Raw genomic sequence first — 24,432 nt, forward strand, 5'->3', positions numbered from 1 at the left:
CCCTATATTTTTAGCACATAATTACGAAAACCCCGGCGACCGGATCTCTCCGGGGCCACCGGGGCGTCGATAAGCGGGACGGCCCTTAGTCCTCCAAGGCCGCCATGACCTCGGGGCTCAGGCTCATGTTCGTGTACACATTCTGCACGTCATCGGAATCTTCGAGGGCGTCGATGAGCTTCAGGATCTTCTTGGCATCACCGGCTTCCAGGGGCACCTCCAGATCGGCGCGGAAGTCCTGCTCATAGTCCTCCACCGCGATCTCCGCCTGCACCAGGGCCTCGCGGACGGCGGTGGTGTCCTCGGGGGCGCTGACCACCTCAAAGACCTCGCCCACGGTATTGACCTCCTCCGCGCCCGCGTCGAGCACGGCCATGAGCACGTCATCCTCGGTGAGATCGCCCTTGAGCACCTGCACCACGCCCTTGCGATTGAACATGTAGGACACCGCGCCGGAATCCGCCATGTTGCCGCCATTCTTGGTCATGGCGGTGCGCACCTCGGTGGCGGCGCGGTTACGGTTATCCGTCAGGCACTCGATAAGCATGGCCACGCCGTTGGGCCCGTAACCCTCGTACATGATGGTCTGCCAATCCGCGCCACCGGCCTCCTCGCCGGAGCCGCGCTTACGGGCGCGCTCGATGTTGTCGTTGGGAACGGAGGCCTTCTTGGCCTTCTTAATCATGTCATCCAGCGTGGGATTGGCCGCCGGATCGCCGCCGCCGGTGCGGGCCGCCACCTCGATATTCTTGATGAGCTTGGCAAATTCCTTGCCGCGCTTGGCGTCATTAGCCGCCTTTTTATGCTTGGTGGTCGCCCATTTAGAGTGTCCTGACATCTCGTGGGTCCTTTCTACGGCCGAGCGGCCACGGGCCTAACAACCCACCCTCTTTGCGCGGGCAGGGAGGCAACCATAGCGCGTACGCGGCCTTCTCCGGGTACGGTTTTCCAGCCTGCCCGATTATACGCAGTGCTTTTCCCTCACGCGCACATCGGTCGCCTCCGGTGGAACCATGCGGCCCACGCAGACCACACAACCCACGCGGCCCTCCCGGGGGGGCGAGCACAGCCCTCAGCCCCCGTGCCTCAACCGCCTCAACTCTTTTTCAGCGTGCGCGTCAGCCCCTCCTGCGCCACCGAGGCCACCAACTGCCCATCCTGGGTATAGATCCGCCCGGTGCACAGGGCGCGCCCCTCGCTGGCGCTGGGAGAAACCTGATCGTAGAGCAGCCACTGATCCACCCGCACCGGGTGATGGAACCACACCGCGTGATCCAGGCTGGCCATCTGCACGGGATGATTCCGGTGCGGGGCCATCGCGCCGTACAGGATGGTCATATCGGTCATGTAGGCCAGGGCCGCCGCGTGGAAATCGGGATCATCCGGCAGCGGCCTGCTGGCCCTAAACCACAGTCGCTGGTGCCCATACCCCTCAGCCGCATGATTTTCCACCATGCGGAACTCCCAGTCCTCCCATTCCGCAAAGAGCAGCAGGTTCTTCTGCGGAAGGTACTCGCGGCCGTCGCTTAGCCCCTCCGGCGGGGGTACCTGCGGCATGGGCACGCTGTGGGTGGGGCCGGGATCGCCGGGGCGTCGAAAGTTCACGTTGCCCACGAAAAGCGCGCGCTCCCCCTGAGCGGCACGCACCGCGAGGTTGGTATAACTGCGGCCCCGGCGCACGGGCGTGACCTCCACGCTCATTCCCTCGGCGGCGTCACCCCCGGATACGAAGTAACCGTGGAGGGAGTCCACCACCTTGTCCTCGGATTCCTCCCGCAGGGCCGCGATGGCCGCCGCCAGGCTCTGACCCACCACCTGCCCGCCGAATGTCCGCTTCTGCTGCGTACCGGAAGCAATACCCTCCCACACTCCCGGTTCCCCGGGCGTGACGCTCAGAATCTTCTCCACGCTCTCCATGCGCCGCTCCTTGAGATCGCCATAAAAACATTAATTATAAGCCAACTCACACCGTAGCGTCTTTATGCGCGCAGCAACAGTCCCGGGTGCTTTTACACCACCTCGGGCACCGGCCGGACTGGCGAATCCACATCCTCACGGATACCGCGCGCCCCATCACGCCTCCGGGCTGTGCACCAACTCAAAGTACACCGGCAGCGGAGCCGTACCCCCCAGCCGCAGCGCCCTGACCAGCGGCCGGGTGCGCAGCGCGCGGGTATCGGTCACCGCATCGTTATAAAAACGCCGGGCCAACTCCACGCGCGCAGAGGCGTCCACCACCTGCGCGGGCAGGTGTTCCATCGTGCCCAGCGATTCCTCCAGGCGAGCCTCCGCCAGCGCCCGACGATCCAATGCCCGCACCGAGTAATCCGCGCCAAGGAGTTCCCGCGCCTGTGGAGCCGCCGCCGGCACCAACGCCTCCACCAGGCTCGCCCGGCGATCCAGGCTGGCTTGAAGATTCTGCAAGGCGGAATCGGTGCGAATATGCAGCCGGTTGAGGCGCTGGGCCGTAAAATACGCCCAGGCCAGGATCAGAGTGAGCAGCACCGCCAGCGCAATCCAGCCGCCCATCAGCGCGTACCCACCCTCGTGCCATCGGCCACCGTCTCATACACCGCAAACACGTCGTCGGCCACGGTGGCCCAGTCATAGCGGTGCGCGCGCCGGATTCCGGCCTCCTGCAATTGCTGCCGACGCCCCCCGTCCCGCACCAGGAGCCGCAACTTCTCCCGCAGGTCCGCCGCCGAGCCATTTCGGAAAAGCAACCCAGCGGGTTCCTCTCCCTCCGCATCGCACACCGCCGCGAAGGCCTCAAGGTCGCTGGCCACCACCGCGCAGCCCGCCGCCATGGCCTCCACCAGGACGATGCCAAAGCTCTCGCCGCCGGTATTGGGGGCCACGTAAATATCCGCGCGCCCGAGGATCTCCGCCTTTTCCTCATCGCTCACCCGCCCCACAAAGTCCACTCCCGGCACCGCGCGCGGTTTTCCGCCGCCGATCACGGTCACCCGCACCCGCTCTCCCAGCCCCTCTAAGGCGCGCAACAAAATATCCAGGCCCTTGCGGGATTCATCAATGCGGCCCAAAAAGACGATCTCCGGTATCCGGTTATGCGCCCCGGTTTCCTCGGAATGCCCGGCGCCTCCGCCCTGCCCCTCGCTGTGAGCTGGGCCCTCGTGGTAGGCCTGGCCCTCAAGGTGCGCTTGCCCCTCTCCGTGGCCTTGCTCCTCGCCCCGGATCGGCCGCCCGTACCGCCGACGCGCCTGGCGATACACCTTGGTATCCACGCCATTGGGAATCAGCACCGGGTCCCCGCCCAATTGCTCCACCTGCCAGCGCCGCGCCATTTCCGATACCGCGATGCCACCGCGAATCTTCTCCAAATAAGGGCGCAGCACCGGAAGCGCGATTTTCAGCAACTTCGAACCCGCAGCGGAGGCGTGATACGTGGCCACCAGGGGCCCGGAGGCATAGATCATGGCGGCCATGGAATAACTGGGGGAATTGGGCTCGTGAATGTGCAAAACATCAAAGCGCCCGCGCTCCACAAAGGCGCGCACGTTCCTAAACACCTGCGGGCCAAAGGCCAGGCGCGCCACCGAGCCATTATAGGGAATAGGGATGGAGCCGCCTCCGCGCATCACATAGCCCGGTAGCGGCGTGGACTCCGCCGCTGGTCCCAGCACCTCTACCTGGTGCCCTCGCTCCCCCAGAATCCGCGCGAGGTCAAGGATATGGGCTTGAACTCCGCCCGGCTCGTCAAAGGAATAGGGGCAGATAATACCGATGCGCATGGGTTATCTCTGCCCCCTTGCCGCGCGCCCACGCGCCCGCTCCCGCTGGACTTGTCCAAGACGCCCGGGCCGCCCAAGCCGCGCCAGTGGATTCCGCCGCCCCTGCCGCTCCCGCGAAGCCGCTCCCCGCTGCTCCCGCGCGCGCCGCTCATCGCGTAGGGCAACATCGCCGGGCCACAGAGGTTGCAGCATGTGCCAGTCCTCCGGGTGCGCGGCGATATTCTCGGCAAAACGATCCGCCACCCGCTGCATGGTGGGCTGTATCTCCCCCACCTCTATTTCCTCGGAAATAGAAAAGCCCCAGGTGCTCTTCCCCTCAAACCAGCAATGCACCACGTGCAGAGGTGCCCCGGTCTGGCGGCACAGTTCCACCGCGCCCACCGGCATGGTGGTGTTTTCCCCAAAGAACTCCACTTCCACGCCCTTGCGCTTAATATCGCGCTCGCCCAGCAAACACACCACTTTCCCCTCGCCCAGCGCCTCCTTGAGGTGCGGGAAGGGGGGCGCGCCGCCGGAGAGAGCGGAAATATCAAAGCCCAGGCTTTCCCGGTATTCCACAAAGGCATCAAAAAGAGCCTCGGGCCGCAGCCGCTCCGCCACCGTGACCACGGAGCCAAAGGTACTCACCGCGTACACCCCGGCCATATCCCAATTGCCCGAGTGCGGCAGCACCACCACCGCGCCCCTGCCCTTGTTCACGGAGGCCTCCAGGTGCTCGCCTCCTCGCGCAAAGCGGCGCAGGCGCACGCCGAGGCTGGCATCTCGGGCCTGGGTGGGGAGCCTAAACGCTTCCAGCCAATACCGCGCATACGAGCGCGAGGCCTCCCGCACGAGTTCCCGGGTGACGTTCTCCTGCCCCACCACGCGCGCGAGATTCCGGCGTAGTTGTTCCATGCCGCGACCATGATCGCTGGCGATGTCCGCTCCTCGCTCAAAGAGCCACCGCGCCCATGATTCCGGGAGAAAGCGCACCGCGCGCCAACCCGCGAGGTAGCCCATCGTGCTGAGGTCCATACACCGCCCTTTCATTAAGGCCATTAATTATATGCGGTCACTCTATAGTGCGTCGGTGCGTCACCGAGAATCTTTACTTTTTCTTTCCTTATTTCCGCGCGGCGCGCGCTTCCTTAGAGCCCGCCGGGGGCGCGGAAAGTTCCTCCGCCAGCGGGGATTGGGAGGCAATGCGCAGGCGCTGGATCACCGTGAATACCGAGCCTACCGCCAGGATCCAGATGGCAATGTCTATCGCGTAGGGTACTCCCATGCCCTGCAAACCAATGCCCACCAGGCCGATGATCAATCGCTCCGGGCGCTCGATCAACCCGCCCACCATGCGGAAACCGCTGGCCTCGCCCCGGGCCTTGACGTATGAGATCACCTGCGAGCACACCAGCACCACCAGCGCGGCGGCAACCAGGGGCTGCGGGGCGTCGTAGGTGTACACCAGCCACCAGATGATGGCGGCAAAAAGCGCGCCGTCGGTAATGCGATCGCAGGTGGCGTCGAGGGTGGCACCGTACTTGGTACCGCCGCCGCGCATGCGCGCCATCGTGCCGTCGATCATATCCGTGGCGGCAAAAACCCCGGAGAGCGCGGCCGCCCACACCAGGTGTCCGCTGGGGATGAGCACCACGGCCACCGCGATGGTGAGCACCGCGCCCACGATGGTGATCGCGTTGGGGGAAAGGCCCGTGCGCAGCAGCGCCGAGGCCACCGGCTCCACCACCACGGCCGCGGGGCGTCGTCCGTACACGCTAAGCATGGGAATCCTCCTGTGCGATCTCTGCCCATCCTTGAGCCAGCAGCGCTCGGGTCTGCCTCAAGGTCTGCGGGAGCACCTTGGTTCCCGCCAGCACCGTCATGAAGTTGGCGTCACCGGCCCAGCGCGGCACCACGTGCATGTGCAGGTGATCGCGCACCGAGCCCCCCGAGCCGTGCCCGAGGTTGAGCCCCACGTTGATCCCCTGCGGGCGGGACACCCGCTTGAGGGTGCGCACCGCCATCTGGGCAAAGGCCATCAGCTCGGCACTCTCCTCGGCCGTGAGCGCCTCTAAGTCCGCCACCTTGCGGTACGGCACCACCATCATGTGCCCAGCGTTATAGGGAAAGAGGTTGAGCAGGCAGTACACGCGCTCGCCCCTCGCCACGATGAGGCCGTCCTCATCGCTGCCCTGGGGTGCGGCCACAAAGGGATCGGTGGGCTTGGTAGCGCTTTGCGACGCCCCCTCGGGCCCCTCCGCGGGCTGCGACCCCGTGGAGGTCACAGAGGCCACAGAAGCAACGTAGTTCATGCGGTAGGGAGCCCAGAGGCGCTGAAGCCTGTCCGGCTCCCCCGCCCCGGTATCTGCCCAGGTGTCCTTAGCGTCGTGCGGCAAGGCGTTCCTCATTCGGTTGTTCGTTCCTGCGCTCGCCCACCCACGCGGCGATCAGTTCCACCGCCTCGGCCACCGGCACGCCGTTGATCTGGGAGCCGTCCAGGAAGCGGAAACTCACGGCCCCGGCCTCCACGTCGCGGCCACCGGCCAGCAGCATGAACGGAATCTTGCCGGTGGTGTGGTTGCGGATCTTCTTCTGCATACGGTCATCGGAGGAATCCACCTCCGCGCGGATACCGCGCTTGCGCAGCGCCTCGGTGACCTCGCGCAGGTGCGGCACGAACTCATCGGCCACCGGGATACCCACCACCTGCCGGGGGGCAAGCCAGGCAGGGAAGGCACCGGCGTAGTGCTCTAGGAGCACGCCAAAGAATCGTTCGATGGAGCCAAAGAGCGCGCGGTGAATCATGATCGGGCGCTTCTTGGAACCATCCGGGGCGGTGTATTCCAGGTCAAAGCGCTCGGGGAGGTTGAAGTCCAGCTGCACCGTGGACATCTGCCAGGTGCGACCGATCGCGTCGCGCGCCTGCACCGAGATCTTTGGCCCGTAGAAGGCCGCGCCAGCGGGGTCCGGCACCAGTTCCAGGCCGGACTTGGTGGCCACGTCGCTCAGGATGGTGGTGGCCCGCTCCCACACCTCATCGTCACCCACGTACTTATTGGGGTCCTTGGTGGAGAGTTCCAGGTAGAAATCGTCCAGGCCGTAATCGCGCAGCAGGGAGATGATGAACTCCAGCACATCGGTGAGTTCCTGCTCCAACTGCTCCTCGGTGCAGTAGATGTGCGCGTCATCCTGGGTGAAGCCACGGGCGCGAGTCAGGCCGTGTACCACGCCGGACTTCTCGTAGCGGTACACGGTGCCAAACTCAAAGAGGCGCAGCGGCAACTCGCGGTAGGAGCGACCTCGGGAGGCAAAGACCAGGTTGTGCATGGGGCAGTTCATGGGCTTGACGTAGTAGTCCTGCCCCGGCTTGGTTTCCTCGCCCTCCGCATTGTGCTCGGCGTCGAGTTGCATGGGCGGGAACATGCCCTCGGCGTACCAGTCCAGGTGGCCGGACTTCTTAAACAGATCGCCCTTGGTCACGTGCGGGGTGTTCACAAAGGAGTAACCCGCCGCCAGGTGCCGCTGCCGGGAGTGCTCCTCCATGGCAAAGCGCACGATCCCGCCGTCCGGGTGGAACACCGGGAAGCCGGAGCCGATCTCATCGGGGAAGCTAAACAGGTCCAGTTCCGCGCCCAGGCGGCGGTGGTCACGCTTCTCCGCCTCCTCCAGCATGGTGCGATACTCGTCCAGGGCCTCCTTGGACTCCCATGCGGTGCCGTAAATGCGCTGCAAACCGGCGTTGTTTTGATCGCCGCGCCAATAGGCGGCGGAGGTCCGCATAAGGGCAAAGGCCGGAATGTACTTGGTGGTGGGCACGTGCGGGCCACGGCAGAGATCGAACCACTCCACCTCGCCGGTGCGAGGGTTCACGTTGTCATAGGCGGTGAGTTCCCCGGCCCCCACCTCAGCGGCCTCGTCCGAGTTGGGGCCCACGTTGCCCTTGTCCTCGATGAGTTCGAGCTTGTAGGGCTCGTCCGCCAGGGCCTCGCGGGCCTCGTCCTGGGACTCCCACACGCGGCGCGCGAACTTCTGCCCGGACTTGATGATCTTCTTCATCCGCTTTTCCAGCGTGCGCAGGTCCTCCGGGGTGAAGGGCTCGGCGGCGTCGAAGTCATAGTAAAAGCCGTTTTCAATGGCCGGACCAATGCCCAACTTGGTGCCGGGAAACTCGATCTGCACGGCCTGCGCCAGCACGTGAGCGGCGGAGTGGCGGATCACAAAGCGCCCCTCCTCCGTGTTGGCCGGAACCAGGAAGAACTCCTCGTCCGCCTCCGGGGTGTGGGAAAGATCGCGGAGGTTACCCTGCCGATCCTGCGCGCAGACGATGGCGTCCGGCCCCTTGGTGGGAAGATCGAGTTCCCGCATCGCCTTGCCCACCGGCTCCCCGGCGGGGACAAGCAGGGCCTTTTTCTCGGCAGAGTTCACCATGTATTCCGCGCTCCTTCTTGCGCTCGCGCAGGAGACGGCATACCGGGCCGCCCCCGCTTTCTTTTTGCTCGCTGCTGCCGTGCCACGCTCACCCACGGGCGAGGGCGGGCACGGCAGTAATCCGTCCACAGCATACCCCGGCGGGGATCAAAGGCCGGAATGAATCACCGGGGCCACGGGCTGTGGGAAAACCGTGGGAATAACGCCAACCAACCCAACGCCCCAGCGCCTCACCCTAAGAGTTCGGCCCCCCAAAAGTCTCCCCTCCCCGCCCCGGTGCCCGGGGGAAGGAAGTACACGGCGGAACCGATGTGGGTGATCCACTGGTTGAGGCGATCCGCCTCGTCCAGGCGCCGCTGAATGGGGGTGAACTGCACCGTGGGATCCTTTTGAAAGCAGATAAACACCTGCCCGGAGTTGGAGCGATCCTCCGCCCCCGGCTCCGGGGCGATGTCCCAGTTATAGGGGCGGCGCAGGATCCGCTGCTCCGGGTGGTCGCGCGGCGGCACCGCGCGCGCCATGTGGCTATTCGGGTCAATGGTGGGCAGGCCGTACTCATCGCGCGCCTGAAAATCGGCGGCGGTGTGTTCCTCACCCCCGGAAAGCGGGGCACCGCTTTCCAGCGTCCGCCCCACCACCTCCTCGCGGGAGGTGCGGTCTAGTTTCTCCCATTCGTCCATGTGCATCTGGATCCGGCGCACCACCATAGCGGTGCCGCCGTGCGCCCACTGCGGCCCCTCATCGATCCACACCTGGTCGCCCAGTTCCTCCTCGCCTCGGGGATTGATGGTGCCGTCCTTTTGACCAAAGAGGTTCCGCTTTGTCTCCTCCGGCTTCCCGGGGGAGACAAAGCCCTGCTGCAACCAGGCCACCTCGGCGTAATCGGAACCGGAACGCACCATGTTGCGCATGGCGTGGGCGGTGGTGAGCGGATCATCGCTACAGATTTGGAGCACCAGATCCGTCTGCCCCCACCGCTCCTCCAGGCGATCCTGCGAAAACTCCGGGATCGGGGTGAGCCAGGCGGGGCGTCGATCCCCCAGGCCCGTGCGCTCAAAGGCACCGGGCCCCAGGCCGCAGGTGATGGTCAGGCGATCGGGCCGGGAGGTGAGTTCCGGTTCCAGGCTGCCGCGCGGGGTGCGCCCGGAACACAGTTCGCGGGCGTCCTGCGTCCAGAGGGTGAGCAGGCGGCGCAGGTCGCGCTGATCCGCTCCCTCGCGCAGGTTAAAGGCCACCAGGTTCAGGTGAGCCTGTTCGGGCGTGGCGATGCCCGCCTGGTGGGGGGCGTCGAAAGCCACCGTCTCCGCGCCGCCCTCCGGATGCTGGGGCTCCTCCGCCTCCGTGCTGCGACACCCGGCCAGGGCCAATCCACCAGCGGATAGGGATAGGCCGGACAGGAATCCCCTGCGGCTCACCGAACTCATCGGCTGTTACTCCTCCTCGTATGCACTCGGGAGCGCGGCTCCCCAGCGCCCCTTTCTAACTCGCCCTAGTGCTCGTGTCCGCCGTGCCCATCGTGGCCCTCGTGACCTCCCTGGTCACCCTGGCCATCAATGTCACCGTAGTTCTCATCACCCGCGCCGATGGTGCGCACCGGAATGGGCTCTAACTCCACCTCGGAGCCGTCGCTAAGCTTCAGGGTCACGGTGATCTCATCGCCTGCGGCCACGGGGTGCTCGTAGCCCATCACCATCATGTGATCCCCGCCGGGCTTGAGTTCGTGGCTGCCGTGTGCGGGAACGTCGAAGCCCCCGGACTTCTCCCGCATCACGCCGTCCACCACCTCGTGTAGTTGATACTGCGCCTCGCCCAGGGAGGTGGTGAAGGACTCCACGGTGATGTCCTCATCCGTGCCATTGGTCAGGGTGCCAAAGATACTGGTCATATCGTTGTCCTCGCCCTTGGCCCGCACCACGGCATCATCGAGGCGCACGCTCGCGGTGGAATCCGCCGCGGCGGTCGTGGCAGTAGTTGTGGCGGTGCCCTCGGTGACCCCAGTGGCCTCAGCGCTCTCCGTGGTGCCGGTGGTCTGCTCATCGCTGCTGGAGCAGCCCGCCGCGAACAGTCCCAGGGCCAGCGCCGCAGCGCCCGCACCAATCTTTACAGCCTTCATCTTGTGTTACTCCTTATCAGGAAAATGACGATTACGGGCCACGGCAACCACCACAACCGCCGCCATAGCCAGCACTCCCAGGGCCCCCACGATCCACGCCAGGGGCCCGGAGAGCACGGAAGAGTTCTCATTCTGTTCGGTTTCGCTTTGCGACGCCCCCTCGGCTCCCTCCTCGGCGGGCTGCGCACCGGCCACGCTAAACGTGGTCTTACCCCGGGTGGCATGCCCATCGGAGGAGGTGATCTGGAAGCCCACGGTGTACTCCCCCGGCCCTGGATTCACGTCCTCCGGCACGGTCACACTGACCTCCTGGCCGTCAAGGTTCGGTTCCTGGGAAAACAGCACCTCGCCGCTATCGCTATCGCTCACGGCCAGGGTGTTAAAGGTGTCCTTGGGGATACCGGAGAAGGTCAAAACGATCTCCTGAGGGAACTCCTCCACTGTGCCACCGTCCTCCGGGATGGCCGCGATCACGCTATCGTGTGCGCGCGCGGGCTCCGGGTGCAGCACACCCACCGCAGTCCAGGAGAGCACTCCCGCCGCCGCAGCCAAAGCCGCAGTACGGGAAACGCGGGAACGAGCAATTCGCACCAATACTCACCTCATATTGTTGTGCCGATACGGAATGGAGAACAGGATACTCGCGCCGCCAGTAGCGCCGCAGCACCCTGTATGAGGAGTCGGTATCCCACACCGGATAGTTCCACCCCGTTCCGTGGGCTGCGTCACCTCGGGCGAGTACACAAAAAGAGTCCGCACAGTAATTACTGCACGAACTCTTTTTATTCTGTGGTCCCAGCTGGGATCGAACCAGCGACCTTTCCGGTGTGAACGGAACGCTCTTCCACTGAGCCATGGGACCTTGCTGCCGTGTGGCTTGCGAGAAATAAATTAACACGCAGCCGATCACTCCACCTAATTTGCAGGTCACGGGGCATTTTTCGATTTCCCACCTCGCTACACCAGCCACACCGGCCCGATTTCCCCCTGGCAATGCCCGAACGTAAAGAGAGTCAAAGAAGGACGCGGAACGGTACCCAAAAGCCCAAGCGGCCAAAGCGCCCCACCCCACCCGCAAACAGGCGATTTGCCTCCCGGCCACCCGCTGGATAAAGTGTGTCATCGCACCACAGCGGAGCCTGTACGGAAACGCAAAAGGTGCAATGCGGATGTAGCGCAGTTGGTAGCGCATCACCTTGCCAAGGTGAGGGTCGCGAGTTCGAGTCTCGTCATCCGCTCCGGGTTATTCCCCCTTATTGCTTGCGCGTTTAGCTCAGCGGGAGAGCGCTTCCCTGACACGGAAGAGGTCACTGGTTCGATCCCAGTATCGCGCACGAAGAGGATACAACCTCTTTACGCGGATGTAGCGCAGTTGGTAGCGCATCACCTTGCCAAGGTGAGGGTCGCGAGTTCGAGTCTCGTCATCCGCTCCGGTACCACGTACCTGAGGCGGTCACGCCACGGTGGAATGGCCGAGTGGTGAGGCAACGGTCTGCAAAACCGTGCACACGGGTTCGATTCCCGTTTCCACCTCAAGAGTTAGCGCGTTTAGCTCAGCGGGAGAGCGCTTCCCTGACACGGAAGAGGTCACTGGTTCGATCCCAGTATCGCGCACGAAGAGGATACAACCTCTTTACGCGGATGTAGCGCAGTTGGTAGCGCATCACCTTGCCAAGGTGAGGGTCGCGAGTTCGAGTCTCGTCATCCGCTCCATTTTCTTTTTAGGGGTGCCTCGGGGGAGGCTAAAGGGCATGGTGAACATGGAATCCCTCCTTGGGCCACTCAATCCCCTTTCCTCCCCGGAAACCCGGGCCATTGCCATCAGCACCCCCACCGGCAGTTGCACCCTGCACGGCACCTCGGGCCCGCTGGGCAATCCCACGGACGCCGCGCTGCTCATGCGCCTACGCCAGTGGTCGGACGCGGTTTTCTGCGGCGCGGCCACCATTCGCAGCGAGGACTACGCCGGGGTGGAACTCTCCCCAGAGGCCTCCGCCCAGCGCCACGCGGAAGGACGCACCACGCTTCCACCCATCGCCACGCTCAGCGCCTCCCTGGACTTCGATCCCGCCAGCAGGTTTTTCACTCAAACCTCCACCCCGCCGCTCATCTTCACCTCGCCGGATCATCGCGGCACGTCGCGCGCCCGCACCCTCGACCGCGCCGGTGCGCGCCTTTTCTTCCTCACGGATCTTCACCCCACCCGGGTGATCGCGGAACTACGTCGCCTGGGCTATCCCCGTATCGTCTGCGAGGGTGGCCCCGGCGTCTACGGGGAGTTGCTCCGCGAGCAGCTTATCGACGTCTTTCATCTCACCCTCGCCCCCTTCCTCACCTCCCGCGTGGAGCGCGGGCTCGTCGATAGTGGCTCCGCCGAGGCACAGCGCTGGCACCTGGAGCATACCTTTGCGCACCAGGATTCCACCCTCTTTCTGCGCTATCGCCGCGCGGCGCCCACAGGGCCTGGCCCGGAATCGGTACCATGAGCGGGTGTTTGTCCTTTCGCGCGATCGCCTTTCCACCACCTGGGTGGCGTTCTCCCCGCTGACCTCGGAGCGCGTGAACACCCCCTCGCACCGGGAACCGCACCTGGATCGCCTGCTGCGCCCCATACTGTGGCCGCTTGCCGTGCTCTCCATGCTGCACCTGGTGTGTTTCCCCGCCGCCGCGGGCACGGAAACGGACGATTTCACCACGGTGTACCGCGCGGTCTCGCGCTTCCTCGACGGCACCGTGGTGTACAACGAGGTATATTCCCACGTCGATCCCCACTATCTCTATAATCCCGGTGCCACGCTACTTCTCTCGCCCCTGGGCATATCCAGCGATCTTTCCACCTCCCGCATGGTGTTCATCGTGGCCAATGCCCTGGCCATCATCTCCGCGCTCGGTTTGCTCACCAGGCTTTTTGGCCATTCCCTGCGCGGTTGGCTCTTTCCCGCCGCAGTCCTAGCCGCCTCCGCCACGGAGGCCGTGCGCAGCACCCTGATCTTCTCCAATATCAATGGGCTTCTTTTCCTCGCCCTGGTGGCGTTCATGGCGCTGCTGCTCCGCAACCGCCTGTGGTGGGCCGGGATCGTGCTGGGGCTGGCCATCGTGGTCAAGCCCTTCTTCGCCCCGCTGCTCCTCCTGCCCCTGGTCAAGGCCCAATGGCCCACCATCATCGCCGCCACCGGGCTTCCCGTGGCCTTGAACCTGGCTGCCTGGCCCCTGATGAATCAGCCGGAGCGCTACTTCACGGAGGTTACCCCGTACCTAAGCCAGGTCCGCGATTACGCCAATGCCTCCCTCAGCGGCCAGGCGGTGTACTTTGCCATGCCGGGCGGCCTGCACGCCGCCGCCTTTCTGCTCATCGCCGCCTGCGTGGTCATCAGCGTGGTGGTACTGCTGCGGTGGCGCTATAGCGATCCCCTGCTGTGGGTGGTCACCACCTCCACCGTGCTCCTCGCCGGGGTATTCCTGCTCTCCTCCCTGGGGCAGAAGTACTATTCCCTGCTGCTCATTCCCCTCTTTTTCACCGCCACGCAGGCGCGCAGCGTGGCCCATCACTGGCTCACCTGGGTAGCGGCCTACCTCTTTTTAACCCCGCAGCCCTTCGTCTCCGATGGCTGGCACCGCGAATACGTACTCACCACCCTCACCGCTCCCCTGGGCTGGGCGCTACTGATCTTTGCCGTCACCGGCACCGTGGTGGGCTGGTGGCGCTACGCCGAACGCGGCACCCCACCCGCCCCCAGGCCACGGCGGCACCGCGCTCACCCAGAGGCTCGCCCTGAGCACGTCGAGCACGCCGGACGCCATAACCCACGCAATAAACGCCGACCCCGGCGAGTTGTACCAAGGGAGCAATCCTCCCCCACCCCGCAAAGGAGACTTCACTCATGACCGATTTCAAGCTCATCACGGACGCCCAGTGGCGCGAGCGCCTGAGTGCGGAGGAATACCGCGTGCTGCGCCAGGCGGGCACGGAGGCCCCCCACGTGGGTGAATACACCTCCACCACCACGGAGGGCGTGTATTCCTGCAAGGCCTGTGGGGAGGAATTATTCCGCTCCACGGAAAAGTTCGATTCCCACTGCGGCTGGCCCTCGTTCTTCTCCCCCAAGGATTCCGATCGCGTGATCGAGCGCGAGGACCACTCGTTCGGCATGACCCGCACCGAGGTATTATGCGCCTCCTGCGGCTCCCACCTCGGCCACGTCTTTGCCGGTGAGGGATACCAGACCCCCACCGACCTGCGCTACTGCATTAACTCCATCTGCCTCACCCTGGAAGAAAAGCCGGTGGAATAGGCTCCCCCTGCTTGCCGACGCCGCGAGGGCGGGCGGTGCGCCAGGTGGCGTCGGCAAGCATTCCCCTCGCTAGGCCAGGGCCTCCACCAGTTCCGCCGCGCTATCCACGCGCCGCCCGCTGTAGAAGGGCACCTCCTCACGCACGTGCAGGCGCGCCTCCGTGTAGCGCATCTTGTGCATGAGGTCCACGATGCGGTCCATCGAGCCCGCCTCAAAGGCCAGCATCCACTCGTAATCGCCCAGGGCAAAGGCTGCGGTGGTGTTCGCGCGCACGTCCTTGAAGCCCGCGGCGGCGCGGCCGTGCTCGGCCAAGATACGGCGGCGATCGGCGGGATCGAGAATGTACCAGTCATAGGAGCGCACGAAGGGGTACACCGTCATCCAGCGCTCCGCCTCCTCCCCCATGATGAAGGAGGGCAGGTGGGACTTGTTGAACTCCGAGGGGCGGTGCAGGCCATTGCCGCACCACACCAGTTCGGAGACCTGCCCCAGGGTGGTCTCGCGGCGGAAGGTATTGAGTGCGGCCTGGAGATCCTCGAACTCCTCGGCGTGCCACCAGATCACAAAGTCCGCGTCCGCCTTGAACCCGGAGGCCAGGTACACGCCGCGGACGGTCACCTTCCCCTCAGTGGACAGGCGATCCAGAAATTCCTGCACCTGGGCTGCGGTCTGGGTGCGCTCGCTGCCCAGCGCGCCGGGGGCGGTGCTAAACACCGCCCACTGGGTGTACCTCTGTACTTTGTTCAGTTCCTCCAGGTCAAGTTCTGCCATGATCCTGTGGCCTTCCTTCCTGTATTCGGCCCTCTATTGCGGCTCAACGACACGTACCACCCCATCATAAGTTGTAAGAGCGAGCGCGTGGTGCCCGCCCCGTCCACGCGCTCCTCCCCGGAACGGTCCCCGCGTTTCTCCTCGGCGCGCCTCCACGGCAAGTGCCCGCGCTGTGTCTACCTTGGTGAGCGTGACCGATTCCGATTCCCCCTCGACGCCGCAATCGCAGCAGTCTGCGCAGCCTCGCGCGCTGCGTTCACCAGGTACCGCGAGTTCCCCCAACTCCGCGAATCCCGCCAACGCGCAGCCTGACTCCGAGGCCTGGCCCGCCGCTTTTTCCGCCGCGGTGGAATCCATGCACGCCGCACGGCTGCGCCCGGAGTTATCCCTGGGCACCATTCGTCCCCCGCAGCGCCTCGCGCCCTATAGCCACGCCATCGGGTTAGAGGTGGAACACAATAAGACCGATGTGGTTCCCCGCGACTCCGAGGGCGATGCCTTTGGTCGTCTGATTGTTCTCCACGACCCCAAGGCCGAGGACACCTGGGAGGGCTCCATGCGGCTGGTGGCCTATATCCAGGCGGACATGGACGACGAGGTGGCCGCCGATCCCCTCCTGCCCGAGGTCGCCTGGCAGTGGCTCACCGAGGGCCTGGGGAGCCAGGACGCCCAGCACAGCAACCTGGGCGGCACCGTGACCTCCACCTCCTCCGTGCGCTATGGGGACATCGGCGGGCCACCGCGCGCCTACCAGTTGGAATTGCGCGCCTCCTGGACGGCCAGCTCGGAGAACCTGGCCCCGCACGTGCAGGCTTTTGCCGAGGTCCTAGCCCACGTGGCCGGGCTGCCCCCGGAGGGGGTCACCGAGCTGTCTCGCTCGCGCGCCGCCGATGAGCGCTAGGCCCCTGCTCGCCCCGCGCGAGGGCACCCCACCACTGCTGCGCACGCCGGAGGAATTTCGCCACGCCGCTCATGCGCTGGCGCGAGGTCGCGGCCCCTTCGCCGTGGACACCGAGCGGGCCTCCGCGTACCGCTACGACGATCGCGTTTTTCTGCTTCAGGTGCGCCGCCGGGGTGCGGGCACCTTTCTTTTTGCCCCCGAGGGGCACCGCGCGGAACTCCGCGAGGCCTTATCCCCGGTGTTAGACGGGGCGCAGTGGGTACTCCACGCCGCCCCCTCCGACCTCCCGAGCCTGCTCGCCCTGGGGCTTCGCCCGGGATCGCTCTTTGATACCGAACTCGCCAGCCGCCTCGCCGGTTTCGAGCGGGTGAACCTGGCCTCCATGACGGAGGAACTCTGTGGTTATACCCTCGCCAAGGGACACGGCGCGGAGGACTGGTCCACCACGCCCCTGCCCCAGGAATGGCTCGCCTACGCCGCGCTCGACGTCGAAACCCTCCTCGACCTCGCGGAGACCCTCACCGAAATCCTCGATCAACAGGGGAAACTCTCCTGGTTGGAGCAGGATTGCGCCGCCCTCATCGCCACCACGGCACTCCCGCAGCGGCGTTGGACGGCGCTCAAGGGGCTGGGCCGCCTGCACCATCCGGCCGATCGGGCCCGCGCCCGCGCCCTGTGGCGGGCCCGCGAGGAACTCGCCAAGCGTACCGACGCCGCCCCCGGCACCCTCCTGCCGGATAAGGTGCTGCTAGCGATTGCCACCGACCCGCCTACCCATGCGGGCCACCTGTGGAAGGTCCCCGGATATTCCCGCCGCTACGACGAGCACAACCACACCTGGATGGAGGCCCTGCGCCAGGCTCGCGCGCTCGACCCCGCCGAATATCCCCCGGCACCCGCGCCTCCCCGGATTCCCGGTCATTCCCGCTGGGCCCAGGTGGCGCCTGCGGCGGCCGCTGTCTTGGACGAGGCCAAGGAGGCGTTCCGCCTTCACTCGGAGGAACTGGGGACCCCAATGGAAAATCTCCTGCGCCCCAAGATCATGCGCGCCGTGATCTGGGAGGCCGTGGAGGAACAGAGATTGCATGATTCCGCCGATCTCCGCGCCGCACTTGGCAAGCGTGGGGCGCGCCCCTGGCAGCAGGACCTCGCGGCTGCGGTACTGGGGCCGCTGCTGTGGTAGCGGGGAGTTGCTTGGTTGTTTCTGCGTGCTCCACTTGCTTGCGCTGTCTTAACTATGCGCTATTCTGACCAACTCGGAGTTTTCTACAAAAGCGAGTTATAGCGCTCAACAATATCCGCTGAGTACACCAATACCATACAGACAGTGTTCTGAAGGACACCCCGATGCCTTGGCTCACTCCTGTACTGCCACTACACCTCATCCACAGATCAATTGAGGTAGAAGCATAGAGGGCCCCTAGACTCATAAACTGATGGGTATGATCGGAGCCAAGGGAGTCAAAGTGGGCTGGTGTCCCAGCGTACACATGGAGAATACTAGAAAGCCGTGTGGTGGCACGCCGCGCATCTGCTCATATCCAGGGCCAGGCTACGCCGCTGCAAAGGAAATCTACGGGCATGCCCCCAGATCATTACTAACAAGCGTGGCGTACCCCAGCGCCTAGTAAGAACGTAGGGGAGAAATGTAGGATATTAAACAAATAATAACCGTGCGAACTCTTTGATTTTCCAAGGACTTAACCCGCCCAGCATAGGCTCTCACATCTTACACAATCCCTATCAGAAAGAAATATGACATGGACAAACCAGATGAAGTAATCATCTACAATACCAATGATGGCCTAGCAAAAGTTGCCCTTCAAGTAAAAAATGGGCAAGCATGGCTAACCCAAAAGCAAATGGCAAACTTGTTTTCCACAAGCCCCGCAACAATCAGCAAACACCTAAGCAACGCCTACAATGAGGGTGAGATTTCACGCGAGGCAACTGTTTCCAAAATGGAAAAAGTACGCTCTGAGCAGGGAAGGAGCGTGACCAGGAGACTAGATCACTACAATCTAGAGGCGATTCTCGCTGTCGGATACCGGGTCAAAGGTGAGCGCGGAATACAGTTCCGCAAGTGGGCCACCACGATCCTTAGCGAGTATCTTCACAGGGGCTTTGCCCTCGATGATCAGCGATTGAAAAACGATGGCGCTAACACCCACTTCGATGAGCTACTGGAACGTATCCGGGACATTCGAGCTTCGGAAAAGCAATTCTTCCGCAAGATCTGCGATGTCATCGCCACCTCCAGCCAAGACTACAACGGTAGTTACCCGGAAGTACAAAGATATTTCGCTAACTTGCAAAACAAGATTCATCATGCCGTCCATGGCCACACCGCAGCAGAACTGCTCCTAGAACGTGCTAACGCCGCACTCCCCTACATGGGCATGACTAACTGGAGTGGGGAGAACGGCCCACGCCACCAGGACGTTTACATAGCCAAAAACTATCTCACGGACTCCGAATTGAAGGAGGCCAACAGACTTGTCACGATGTACCTAGACTACGCCGAAGATAGAGCCTCGAAGCGACAAGGGATGATCCTCGCAGATTGGGTTCAACTTACCGATAGGTGGCTGGAGTTCAACGAACGTGAGGTGCTTGAAGGGGCTGGTAAGCGCTCAGCCCAGCAAGCAAAAAACCATGCTAAAGAACAGTGGAGGCTCTATCAACAGCGCCACGATGAAGAAGTAAACGAGGTAGACATGCAAGAGCTTGAGAACCAGGTGAAGGAATTACGCAGCAAAAGGGTATGAATGACCTAAATTTGTCCACGATACCCCGCTACCCGGGATAGAAATTGTTTCATAGCAACCCAATGTCTACCCCAAAAAGAAGATTCCTTATTCCTCCTCGGTGACCGGGAACAATCCCGCCAGCCATTCCTCCGTGCTCGCAGCGATGGAGTCCGCGTCCAGGCCCACCTCGCGGAGGAGTTCACCGCGCGAGGCGTGGGCCGGGAACACATCGGGGAAGGCCAGGTGCCGCACCGGGGTATCCACCTCGGCGGCCGCAAGGACCTCGCTGATCTGCGCGCCGATTCCGCCCCGGATCACGCCGTCCTCCACGGTGACCACCAGATCATGATCCGCCGCCAGCGCAATAATCGAGCTGGGAATCGGAGAGACCCAGCGGGGATCAATCACCGTCACTCCCACCCCGGCTTCCGCCAGGTTCTCCGCCGCGGCGAGGGCTTCCCCGGCGAGCGCGCCGATGCTCACGATGAGCACGTCCACGCCCTCGTGTTCCTCGGTATCGGTGGTGTCTGCGGCGGCGTCGCTATAGCGCAGCACCTCCACCCCATCGGCCAGCGTCCCTACCGCGGGAATCGGCTCCGGTACCTCTCCCTTGGGGAAGCGCACCACCGTGGGGCCGTCCTCCACGGCCAGGGCCTCGTGGAAGAGCATTGCCAGTTGCTCCCCATCGCGCGGGGCCGCTACCGCTAGGCCCGGAACGATGGAGGCAATGGCCAGGTCCCACACGCCGTTATGGCTGGGGCCATCGGAGCCGGTTACGCCGGAGCGATCCAGCACCAGCGTGACCGGCTGGTGTAGGAGGCCCACGTCCATGAGCAACTGGTCGAAGGCGCGGTTAAGAAAGGTGGAATATAGGGCCACCACCGGGTGCAGGCCACCCAGTGCCAGGCCTGCCGCCGAGGTCAAGGCGTGCTGCTCCGCGATGCCCACGTCAAAGAAGCGCTCCGGGTACCTTTCTCCAAAGGGGGCCAGGCCGGTAGGGCCCGCCATCGCGGCGGTAATGGCCACGATGTCCTCACGTTGCGCGCCCGCCTTGAGCAGTTCTCGGGAAAACACGGAGGTCCAGCTCGGCCCCTTGGCCGCCCCCACCGCCCGGCCGGTGGCCGGGTCAATCACTCCGGTGGAATGCATGAGGTCGGCCGATTCCGTGGCCGCCGGGGCGTAGCCACGCCCCTTTTCCGTGACCACGTGCACGATGATCGGCCCCTCATAATCCCTGGCGTACTCCAGGACATTGCTCAACGCCTTGAGGTTATGGCCGTTTACCGGGCCCACGTACTTCATTCCCAATTCCGGGAACATCTCCGTGGGAATCACGGAGGACTTCACACCCTCCTTAAAGGCGTGCAGCGCCTCGAAGGCACGCTCGCCCACCCAGCCCAGGGACTTTAGGGTGCTCTTGCCCTGCTCCATCACGCGGTCATAGGTGCGCATCATGCGCAGCTCCGCGAGGTTTTCCGCAAAGCCGCCGATGGTGGGTGAATAGCTGCGCCCGTTATCGTTTACCACGATCACCACGTTGCGGGTCTTATCGGCGGCGATATTATTCAGCGCCTCCCAGCACATGCCGCCGGTCATCGCGCCGTCGCCCACCACGGCTACCACGCTGCGCTGCGCCTCACTCTTAAGTTGAAAGGCCTTGGATAGACCATCGGCGTAAGAGAGCGCCGCCGAGGCGTGCGAGGATTCCGTCCAATCGTGTTCGCTCTCCCCCCGGTCCGTGTACCCGGACAGGCCCCCCTTTTTACGCAGCGTGTCAAACTCGTTGAGGCGGCCCGTGATCATCTTGTGCACGTAGGACTGGTGCGAGGTATCAAAGATGAGGGGGTCGCGGGGGGAATCAAACACCCGGTGCAGGGCAACGGTGAGTTCCACCACTCCCAGGTTGGGGCCGAGGTGCCCACCCGTGGCGGAAACCTTGGTGACCAGGAAATCCCTCATTTCCTGGCAGAGTTGCTCTAATTGATCGGCTTCCAGCGCCTTTAGGTCTGCGGGCGACGATATTTCACGGAGAATATCCATCAGTCTGCTCGGCTCCTTCTGCCTCACACCGGCGATTAGCGTTTGTTCTACTTTACCCCCGGTTGCTCCCCTGGAACGATCAGGGCCAGTACTTCACTGTGATGGGTTCCGGGGAAGGCATTGATGAGTTCCATCCTCTCCACCCGGTAACCGCTTTCCACCCAGGCACGCAGATCGCGGGCAAAGGTCGCCGGATCGCAGCCGATGTGAATGACCGCTCGCGGAGCCGCCTGAGCGATGCCGCGTACCACCTCGGCCCCGGCCCCGGTGCGCGGCGGATCGAGCACCACCGCCTGCGGGGCGGGGAGGGTGCCTAGGCATCGCTCCACTCGGGAACCACGCACCACCACGTCATAGGGTTCCAGGCATCGCTGCGCGGTAGCCGTGGCGGAGTGCGAGGCATCGACGGAATAGATCCGCGCCCGCTCCCCCAGGGCCGCCGCCAGCGGGGGCACGAACAGCCCCACGCCGCCATAGAGATCCCAGGCCACCGGGGCCTCCGAGCCACCGGGCTGGCCATCGAGAGCCTGGCTCAGCCACTGCTCGATCCTGGCGCTATACACCTCCGGGGCGCGGCGGTGGGCCTGCCAAAAGGCGGTCACCGGAAACTCGAACGTGTGCCCCGCCACGGTGTGCCGCACCTCGGGTGCTCCCTCAAGGGTCTTTTCTATGCGCTCCGTGCGTCGCCCACGGGAGGCGCGCCGCGTTTCCACCACGTGCCGCTGGCCATCGTCGCCCATCACGGCCACCACCTCCGCTTCCGGGCGGAACTGGCGTGCTCCCTCCCCCACCAGGCCGTCGATCAGGCCCGGAACCGGCTGGGAGCAGGGTACCTCGGTGATGAGGTCGTGGGAGGCCAAGCGCCGTACCCCGGCCCGCCCCTGTGCGTCCACGCCGAGCCGGGTGCGGGTGCGCCACTGGGTTTCGGGCTCCAAGGCGGTGGTGGTGATGTCCCCCACTTGTATTCCGCCGATGCGCGAGAGTTGATCGCGCAGCACGGATTCCTTGATCTCCATTTCCGCCTGCGAGGTCAGCGGGGCGAAGTCGCAGCAGCCCGCGCCGTGCTCGGCGGCCTGGCACCGCGAGGTCCCGCGCAGCGGGGAGGCCTCCACCATGGTGTCCACGTGCCCGCGCAGGAAGGAACGCTTGGCCTTGGTAATGCGCGAGTCCACGGTATCCCCGGGGAAAGCCCCGGCCACGAACACGATGCGCCCATCGACGGTACCGATGCCTTCCCCGCCGTGTGCCATGCGGTCAATGCGCACGCGCACGGTTGATTCCTTATCGGTCATGTTCCGGGGACTCCTTGTGATCGGGGTGAGCGGGCGGGTGTGCGGCCACGGCGGCATCGGCACGGCGAACCATGAAGATCGTCAGCACAGTAACCACCCCCGTGAGCGGCCAGCCCATGAGCATTCTGGCCACGGCCAGGTCCGTGGTGGAAAAGTCCTCATACAGCACCTTTTGCACCACGAATCGGGAAAAGAACACCACGGCCCAGCCCGCGGTAGCCAGGGCATAGGCGCGGCGGGCCTTAGCCACGGAGCGCCAGGCCATGCCCTCGCCGTTGAGGCCCTTCCACATCAGGCCCACCAGCGGCCACCGCACCACGATGGAGATAAGCGCAGCGATACCAAATACCAATGAGGCCCAGATTCCATAGAGGAAGTACCCCTTGGCGTCCCCCATCCACCAGGCGATCGCCGCGCAGATCCCCACCCCGATGAGCCCGGAGATGGCCGGTTGCAGCGATTCCTTGCGCAGCAGGCGCCACACAAAGATAAGCAGGGCCACGCCCAGGGCCGCCAGCAGCGCCGGGGTCAGCCCCCACAGGGCATTCACCGGCACCAGCACCAGCACCGGCAGCGTGGAGGACACCAGCCCGGTGAGCCCTCCCATCTGTTCGAGGAGGGTGGGTTCCTTCTCCGGGGCGGGGGTGGTTATCGTCTGATCTTCCACGAACGTCCAGGCCTTCTACTGGTTTTCCTGCTCTGCGCGCTGCTTCATGGCCTGATTGACCTGATCCACCAGTTGCTTGGGCAGCGCCACCGGCAGGGAGTTACCCGCCAGGATGGGCTGCTCGCCGCGATACACAAAGGTACGGGCGGCCAGTTCACGGCCCAGGGTGGCGAGGTCATCGGCGGCCTCCAGCGGCCCGGCGAGGGTAAAGCGCAGCATCCAGCGCGGGCCGTCCACGCCGATGAGGCGGATCACGCCCGCGGAGCCACGGGTGACCACCTCGCGGCCCCAGGGACCGTCCTCCACCTCGGGTTCGAGGCCGTCGCCACGCATCTGATCCACGATCTCCGTCACGGCCTGACGCCACTGGCTGCCGGTGCGCGGGGCGGCAAAGGCCACGGGCGTAATCCGGCCGTAGCGGGTGACCACGTGGAGCATACGGGGACCCTGCTCGCCCATTTCCACCTGCACCTGGGATTCGCTAGGCAGCGGGAGTTTGAGGGAACCGAGGTTGAGAATACCCCCGGCGAAGTCAGAGAAATCAAAGTCCTCGATGTTCACGGAATCACCGTCAAAGGGGCCGGTATCGCCATTGATGGCGTCGTGCCAGGAGGTAGAAAGGCCCTCCTGCTCCGCGGAATCATCGTTCGGAGTGGCCTCCGTGGAGGCGGGAACGTGCTGTACCTCGGGATTGTTGCTGGACGCGGCCACGGAGTTTCCGGCCTGCTCCTCTTCCTTGGGGGTGTCCTTATCCTTCTTGCCAAACGGCCACAGAGCCATGTGGGGGTCACGTCCTTTCTTCACGGTTTTTACAGAGGCGATCTCGGGAGATCGGAAAATCAGGGATATCGCTTTTTCAGTCCCAGGATAGCGATACCGGCAGCGTGGGGCGCTATGGGGAGAGCATTTTTATTGAATACCCGTGGAACCGTACCCGCCCGCCCCACGATCCGTCTCGTCCAGGTCCGTTACTTCCTGGAACTCCGGCAACTCCACGCGCTGTACTAGAAGTTGCGCGATCCTGGTTCCGCGCTGAATATGGATCGTCTCGCGCGGGTCGAGATTAATCAGGCACACCTTGACCTCGCCGCGATAGGCGGCGTCGATAGTCCCCGGGGCATTAACTATGCTCAGGCCCTGTTTTGCCGCCAACCCGGAACGCGGGTGCACCAGGCCAACGGTGCCGTGCGGCAGCGCCAGCGCGATACCCGTGCCCACGGTGGCACGCTCCCCCGGAGCCAAGTCCACGGACTCCGCGGCGTAGAGATCCGCACCGGCATCGCTGGGAAAGGCCCGCGCGGGCAGCGGAAGTTCCGGGTCAAGGCGTTTGACTTTAATCGCTTCAATCGGATTCACACGCCCTACCCTACGGCCTCGCCTCTACCATCGCTTATCGACGCCCCGGTGCCCACACCGATCCGGTAATCCGCACGGCACCGAGGCAGCG

General features: G+C 64.3%; 23 protein-coding genes and 7 tRNA genes. 12 read left to right on the forward strand and 18 right to left on the reverse strand.

Features of this window, described 5'->3' with window-relative positions; genetic code table 11:
• Positions 1-85: 85 nt before the first annotated feature.
• The 12 genes from OLW90_RS06280 to OLW90_RS06335 all read right to left on the reverse strand — a co-directional run bounded on the left by OLW90_RS06280 (position 86) and on the right by OLW90_RS06335 (position 11,134).
• On the reverse strand, positions 86-838 hold the full coding sequence (locus OLW90_RS06280; protein ID WP_319649237.1) for a YebC/PmpR family DNA-binding transcriptional regulator: 753 nt from the start codon (positions 836-838) through the stop codon (positions 86-88).
• A 257-nt stretch (positions 839-1,095) separates the two neighbouring features.
• Positions 1,096-1,917, reverse strand: a complete 822-nt coding sequence (locus tag OLW90_RS06285; protein ID WP_319649239.1) for an acyl-CoA thioesterase — start codon at positions 1,915-1,917, stop codon at positions 1,096-1,098.
• 156 nt (positions 1,918-2,073) lie between these two features.
• Complete coding sequence (locus OLW90_RS06290; RefSeq protein WP_319649241.1) at positions 2,074-2,529, reverse strand: hypothetical protein; 456 nt, start codon at positions 2,527-2,529, stop codon at positions 2,074-2,076.
• Positions 2,529-3,752 carry a glycosyltransferase family 4 protein gene (locus tag OLW90_RS06295; protein WP_319649243.1) on the reverse strand — a complete coding sequence of 408 codons (1,224 nt, stop codon included), beginning with the start codon at positions 3,750-3,752 and terminating at the stop codon, positions 2,529-2,531. Before OLW90_RS06295 ends, OLW90_RS06290 begins: the two co-directional genes overlap by 1 nt.
• Positions 3,753-3,755: 3 nt before the next feature.
• Positions 3,756-4,766 carry a phosphatidylinositol mannoside acyltransferase gene (locus OLW90_RS06300; RefSeq protein ID WP_319649244.1) on the reverse strand — a complete coding sequence of 337 codons (1,011 nt, stop codon included), beginning with the start codon at positions 4,764-4,766 and terminating at the stop codon, positions 3,756-3,758.
• Between the two features lie 88 nt (positions 4,767-4,854).
• On the reverse strand, positions 4,855-5,514 hold the full coding sequence (gene pgsA / locus OLW90_RS06305) for a phosphatidylinositol phosphate synthase (protein WP_319649245.1): 660 nt from the start codon (positions 5,512-5,514) through the stop codon (positions 4,855-4,857).
• Positions 5,507-6,139, reverse strand: coding sequence for an HIT domain-containing protein (locus OLW90_RS06310; protein ID WP_319649246.1), 633 nt, complete (start codon positions 6,137-6,139; stop codon positions 5,507-5,509). The genes pgsA and OLW90_RS06310 overlap by 8 nt, the downstream gene beginning before the upstream one ends.
• Complete coding sequence (thrS, locus tag OLW90_RS06315) at positions 6,111-8,159, reverse strand: threonine--tRNA ligase (RefSeq protein ID WP_319649248.1); 2,049 nt, start codon at positions 8,157-8,159, stop codon at positions 6,111-6,113. The genes OLW90_RS06310 and thrS overlap by 29 nt, the downstream gene beginning before the upstream one ends.
• Before the next feature lie 230 nt (positions 8,160-8,389).
• Positions 8,390-9,583 carry a Dyp-type peroxidase gene (locus OLW90_RS06320; protein WP_319649250.1) on the reverse strand — a complete coding sequence of 398 codons (1,194 nt, stop codon included), beginning with the start codon at positions 9,581-9,583 and terminating at the stop codon, positions 8,390-8,392.
• Between the two features lie 65 nt (positions 9,584-9,648).
• Positions 9,649-10,272 (reverse strand): copper chaperone PCu(A)C, encoded by a 624-nt coding sequence (locus tag OLW90_RS06325; RefSeq protein ID WP_319649251.1) that lies wholly within the window; start codon positions 10,270-10,272, stop codon positions 9,649-9,651.
• Between the two features lie 6 nt (positions 10,273-10,278).
• Positions 10,279-10,863 (reverse strand): copper resistance protein CopC, encoded by a 585-nt coding sequence (locus tag OLW90_RS06330; protein ID WP_319649252.1) that lies wholly within the window; start codon positions 10,861-10,863, stop codon positions 10,279-10,281.
• Positions 10,864-11,062: 199 nt separating this feature from the next.
• Positions 11,063-11,134 (reverse strand) — tRNA-Val (locus OLW90_RS06335).
• Positions 11,135-11,437: 303 nt separating this feature from the next.
• Between OLW90_RS06335 and OLW90_RS06340 the strand changes: the two genes are divergently transcribed.
• The 9 genes from OLW90_RS06340 (at position 11,438) to msrB (ending at position 14,564) form a co-directional block, all read left to right on the forward strand.
• A tRNA-Gly gene (locus tag OLW90_RS06340) sits at positions 11,438-11,510 on the forward strand.
• 24 nt (positions 11,511-11,534) lie between these two features.
• Positions 11,535-11,606, forward strand: a tRNA-Val gene (locus OLW90_RS06345).
• A gap of 23 nt (positions 11,607-11,629) precedes the next feature.
• Positions 11,630-11,702 (forward strand) — tRNA-Gly (locus tag OLW90_RS06350).
• 32 nt (positions 11,703-11,734) lie between these two features.
• Positions 11,735-11,805 (forward strand) — tRNA-Cys (locus OLW90_RS06355).
• 9 nt (positions 11,806-11,814) lie between these two features.
• Positions 11,815-11,886: transfer RNA gene (locus OLW90_RS06360), tRNA-Val, on the forward strand.
• Positions 11,887-11,909: 23 nt separating this feature from the next.
• Positions 11,910-11,985: transfer RNA gene (locus OLW90_RS06365), tRNA-Gly, on the forward strand.
• Between the two features lie 38 nt (positions 11,986-12,023).
• Positions 12,024-12,758, forward strand: a complete 735-nt coding sequence (locus tag OLW90_RS06370; RefSeq protein ID WP_319649254.1) for a pyrimidine reductase family protein — start codon at positions 12,024-12,026, stop codon at positions 12,756-12,758.
• 4 nt (positions 12,759-12,762) lie between these two features.
• Positions 12,763-14,157, forward strand: coding sequence for a glycosyltransferase family 87 protein (locus OLW90_RS06375; protein ID WP_319649255.1), 1,395 nt, complete (start codon positions 12,763-12,765; stop codon positions 14,155-14,157).
• Positions 14,154-14,564 carry a peptide-methionine (R)-S-oxide reductase MsrB gene (gene msrB, locus OLW90_RS06380; protein WP_319649256.1) on the forward strand — a complete coding sequence of 137 codons (411 nt, stop codon included), beginning with the start codon at positions 14,154-14,156 and terminating at the stop codon, positions 14,562-14,564. Before OLW90_RS06375 ends, msrB begins: the two co-directional genes overlap by 4 nt.
• A 69-nt stretch (positions 14,565-14,633) precedes the next feature.
• On the opposite strand, the gene hemQ is transcribed toward msrB, so the two are convergent.
• On the reverse strand, positions 14,634-15,335 hold the full coding sequence (gene hemQ, locus OLW90_RS06385; RefSeq protein ID WP_319649258.1) for a hydrogen peroxide-dependent heme synthase: 702 nt from the start codon (positions 15,333-15,335) through the stop codon (positions 14,634-14,636).
• 250 nt (positions 15,336-15,585) lie between these two features.
• Here hemQ and OLW90_RS06390 point away from each other — a divergent pair, with 250 nt between their 5' ends.
• The 3 genes from OLW90_RS06390 (at position 15,586) to rhuM (ending at position 19,004) form a co-directional block, all read left to right on the forward strand.
• Positions 15,586-16,236, forward strand: coding sequence for a DUF3000 domain-containing protein (locus OLW90_RS06390; protein ID WP_319651839.1), 651 nt, complete (start codon positions 15,586-15,588; stop codon positions 16,234-16,236).
• Positions 16,226-17,419, forward strand: coding sequence for a ribonuclease D (locus tag OLW90_RS06395; RefSeq protein ID WP_319649259.1), 1,194 nt, complete (start codon positions 16,226-16,228; stop codon positions 17,417-17,419). The genes OLW90_RS06390 and OLW90_RS06395 overlap by 11 nt, the downstream gene beginning before the upstream one ends.
• A gap of 577 nt (positions 17,420-17,996) precedes the next feature.
• Positions 17,997-19,004 carry a RhuM family protein gene (gene rhuM / locus OLW90_RS06400; protein WP_319649261.1) on the forward strand — a complete coding sequence of 336 codons (1,008 nt, stop codon included), beginning with the start codon at positions 17,997-17,999 and terminating at the stop codon, positions 19,002-19,004.
• 87 nt (positions 19,005-19,091) lie between these two features.
• Here rhuM and dxs read toward each other — a convergent pair whose 3' ends face one another.
• The 5 genes from dxs to dut form a co-directional block, all read right to left on the reverse strand.
• Complete coding sequence (gene dxs / locus OLW90_RS06405; RefSeq protein WP_319649262.1) at positions 19,092-21,026, reverse strand: 1-deoxy-D-xylulose-5-phosphate synthase; 1,935 nt, start codon at positions 21,024-21,026, stop codon at positions 19,092-19,094.
• A gap of 47 nt (positions 21,027-21,073) precedes the next feature.
• Positions 21,074-22,318 carry a class I SAM-dependent RNA methyltransferase gene (locus OLW90_RS06410; RefSeq protein WP_319649263.1) on the reverse strand — a complete coding sequence of 415 codons (1,245 nt, stop codon included), beginning with the start codon at positions 22,316-22,318 and terminating at the stop codon, positions 21,074-21,076.
• On the reverse strand, positions 22,308-22,925 hold the full coding sequence (locus OLW90_RS06415) for a DUF3159 domain-containing protein (protein ID WP_319651840.1): 618 nt from the start codon (positions 22,923-22,925) through the stop codon (positions 22,308-22,310). Before OLW90_RS06415 ends, OLW90_RS06410 begins: the two co-directional genes overlap by 11 nt.
• A gap of 75 nt (positions 22,926-23,000) precedes the next feature.
• Entirely contained in the window at positions 23,001-23,765 is a 765-nt protein-coding gene (locus tag OLW90_RS06420) for a DUF3710 domain-containing protein (protein WP_319649264.1), read from the reverse strand.
• Between the two features lie 129 nt (positions 23,766-23,894).
• Entirely contained in the window at positions 23,895-24,341 is a 447-nt protein-coding gene (gene dut / locus OLW90_RS06425; RefSeq protein WP_319649265.1) for a dUTP diphosphatase, read from the reverse strand.
• Positions 24,342-24,432: the final 91 nt, after the last annotated feature.

The organism is Corynebacterium sp. 21KM1197 (genome assembly GCF_033783015.1).
In the GTDB taxonomy this organism is placed as follows: Bacteria; Actinomycetota; Actinomycetes; order Mycobacteriales; family Mycobacteriaceae; genus Corynebacterium.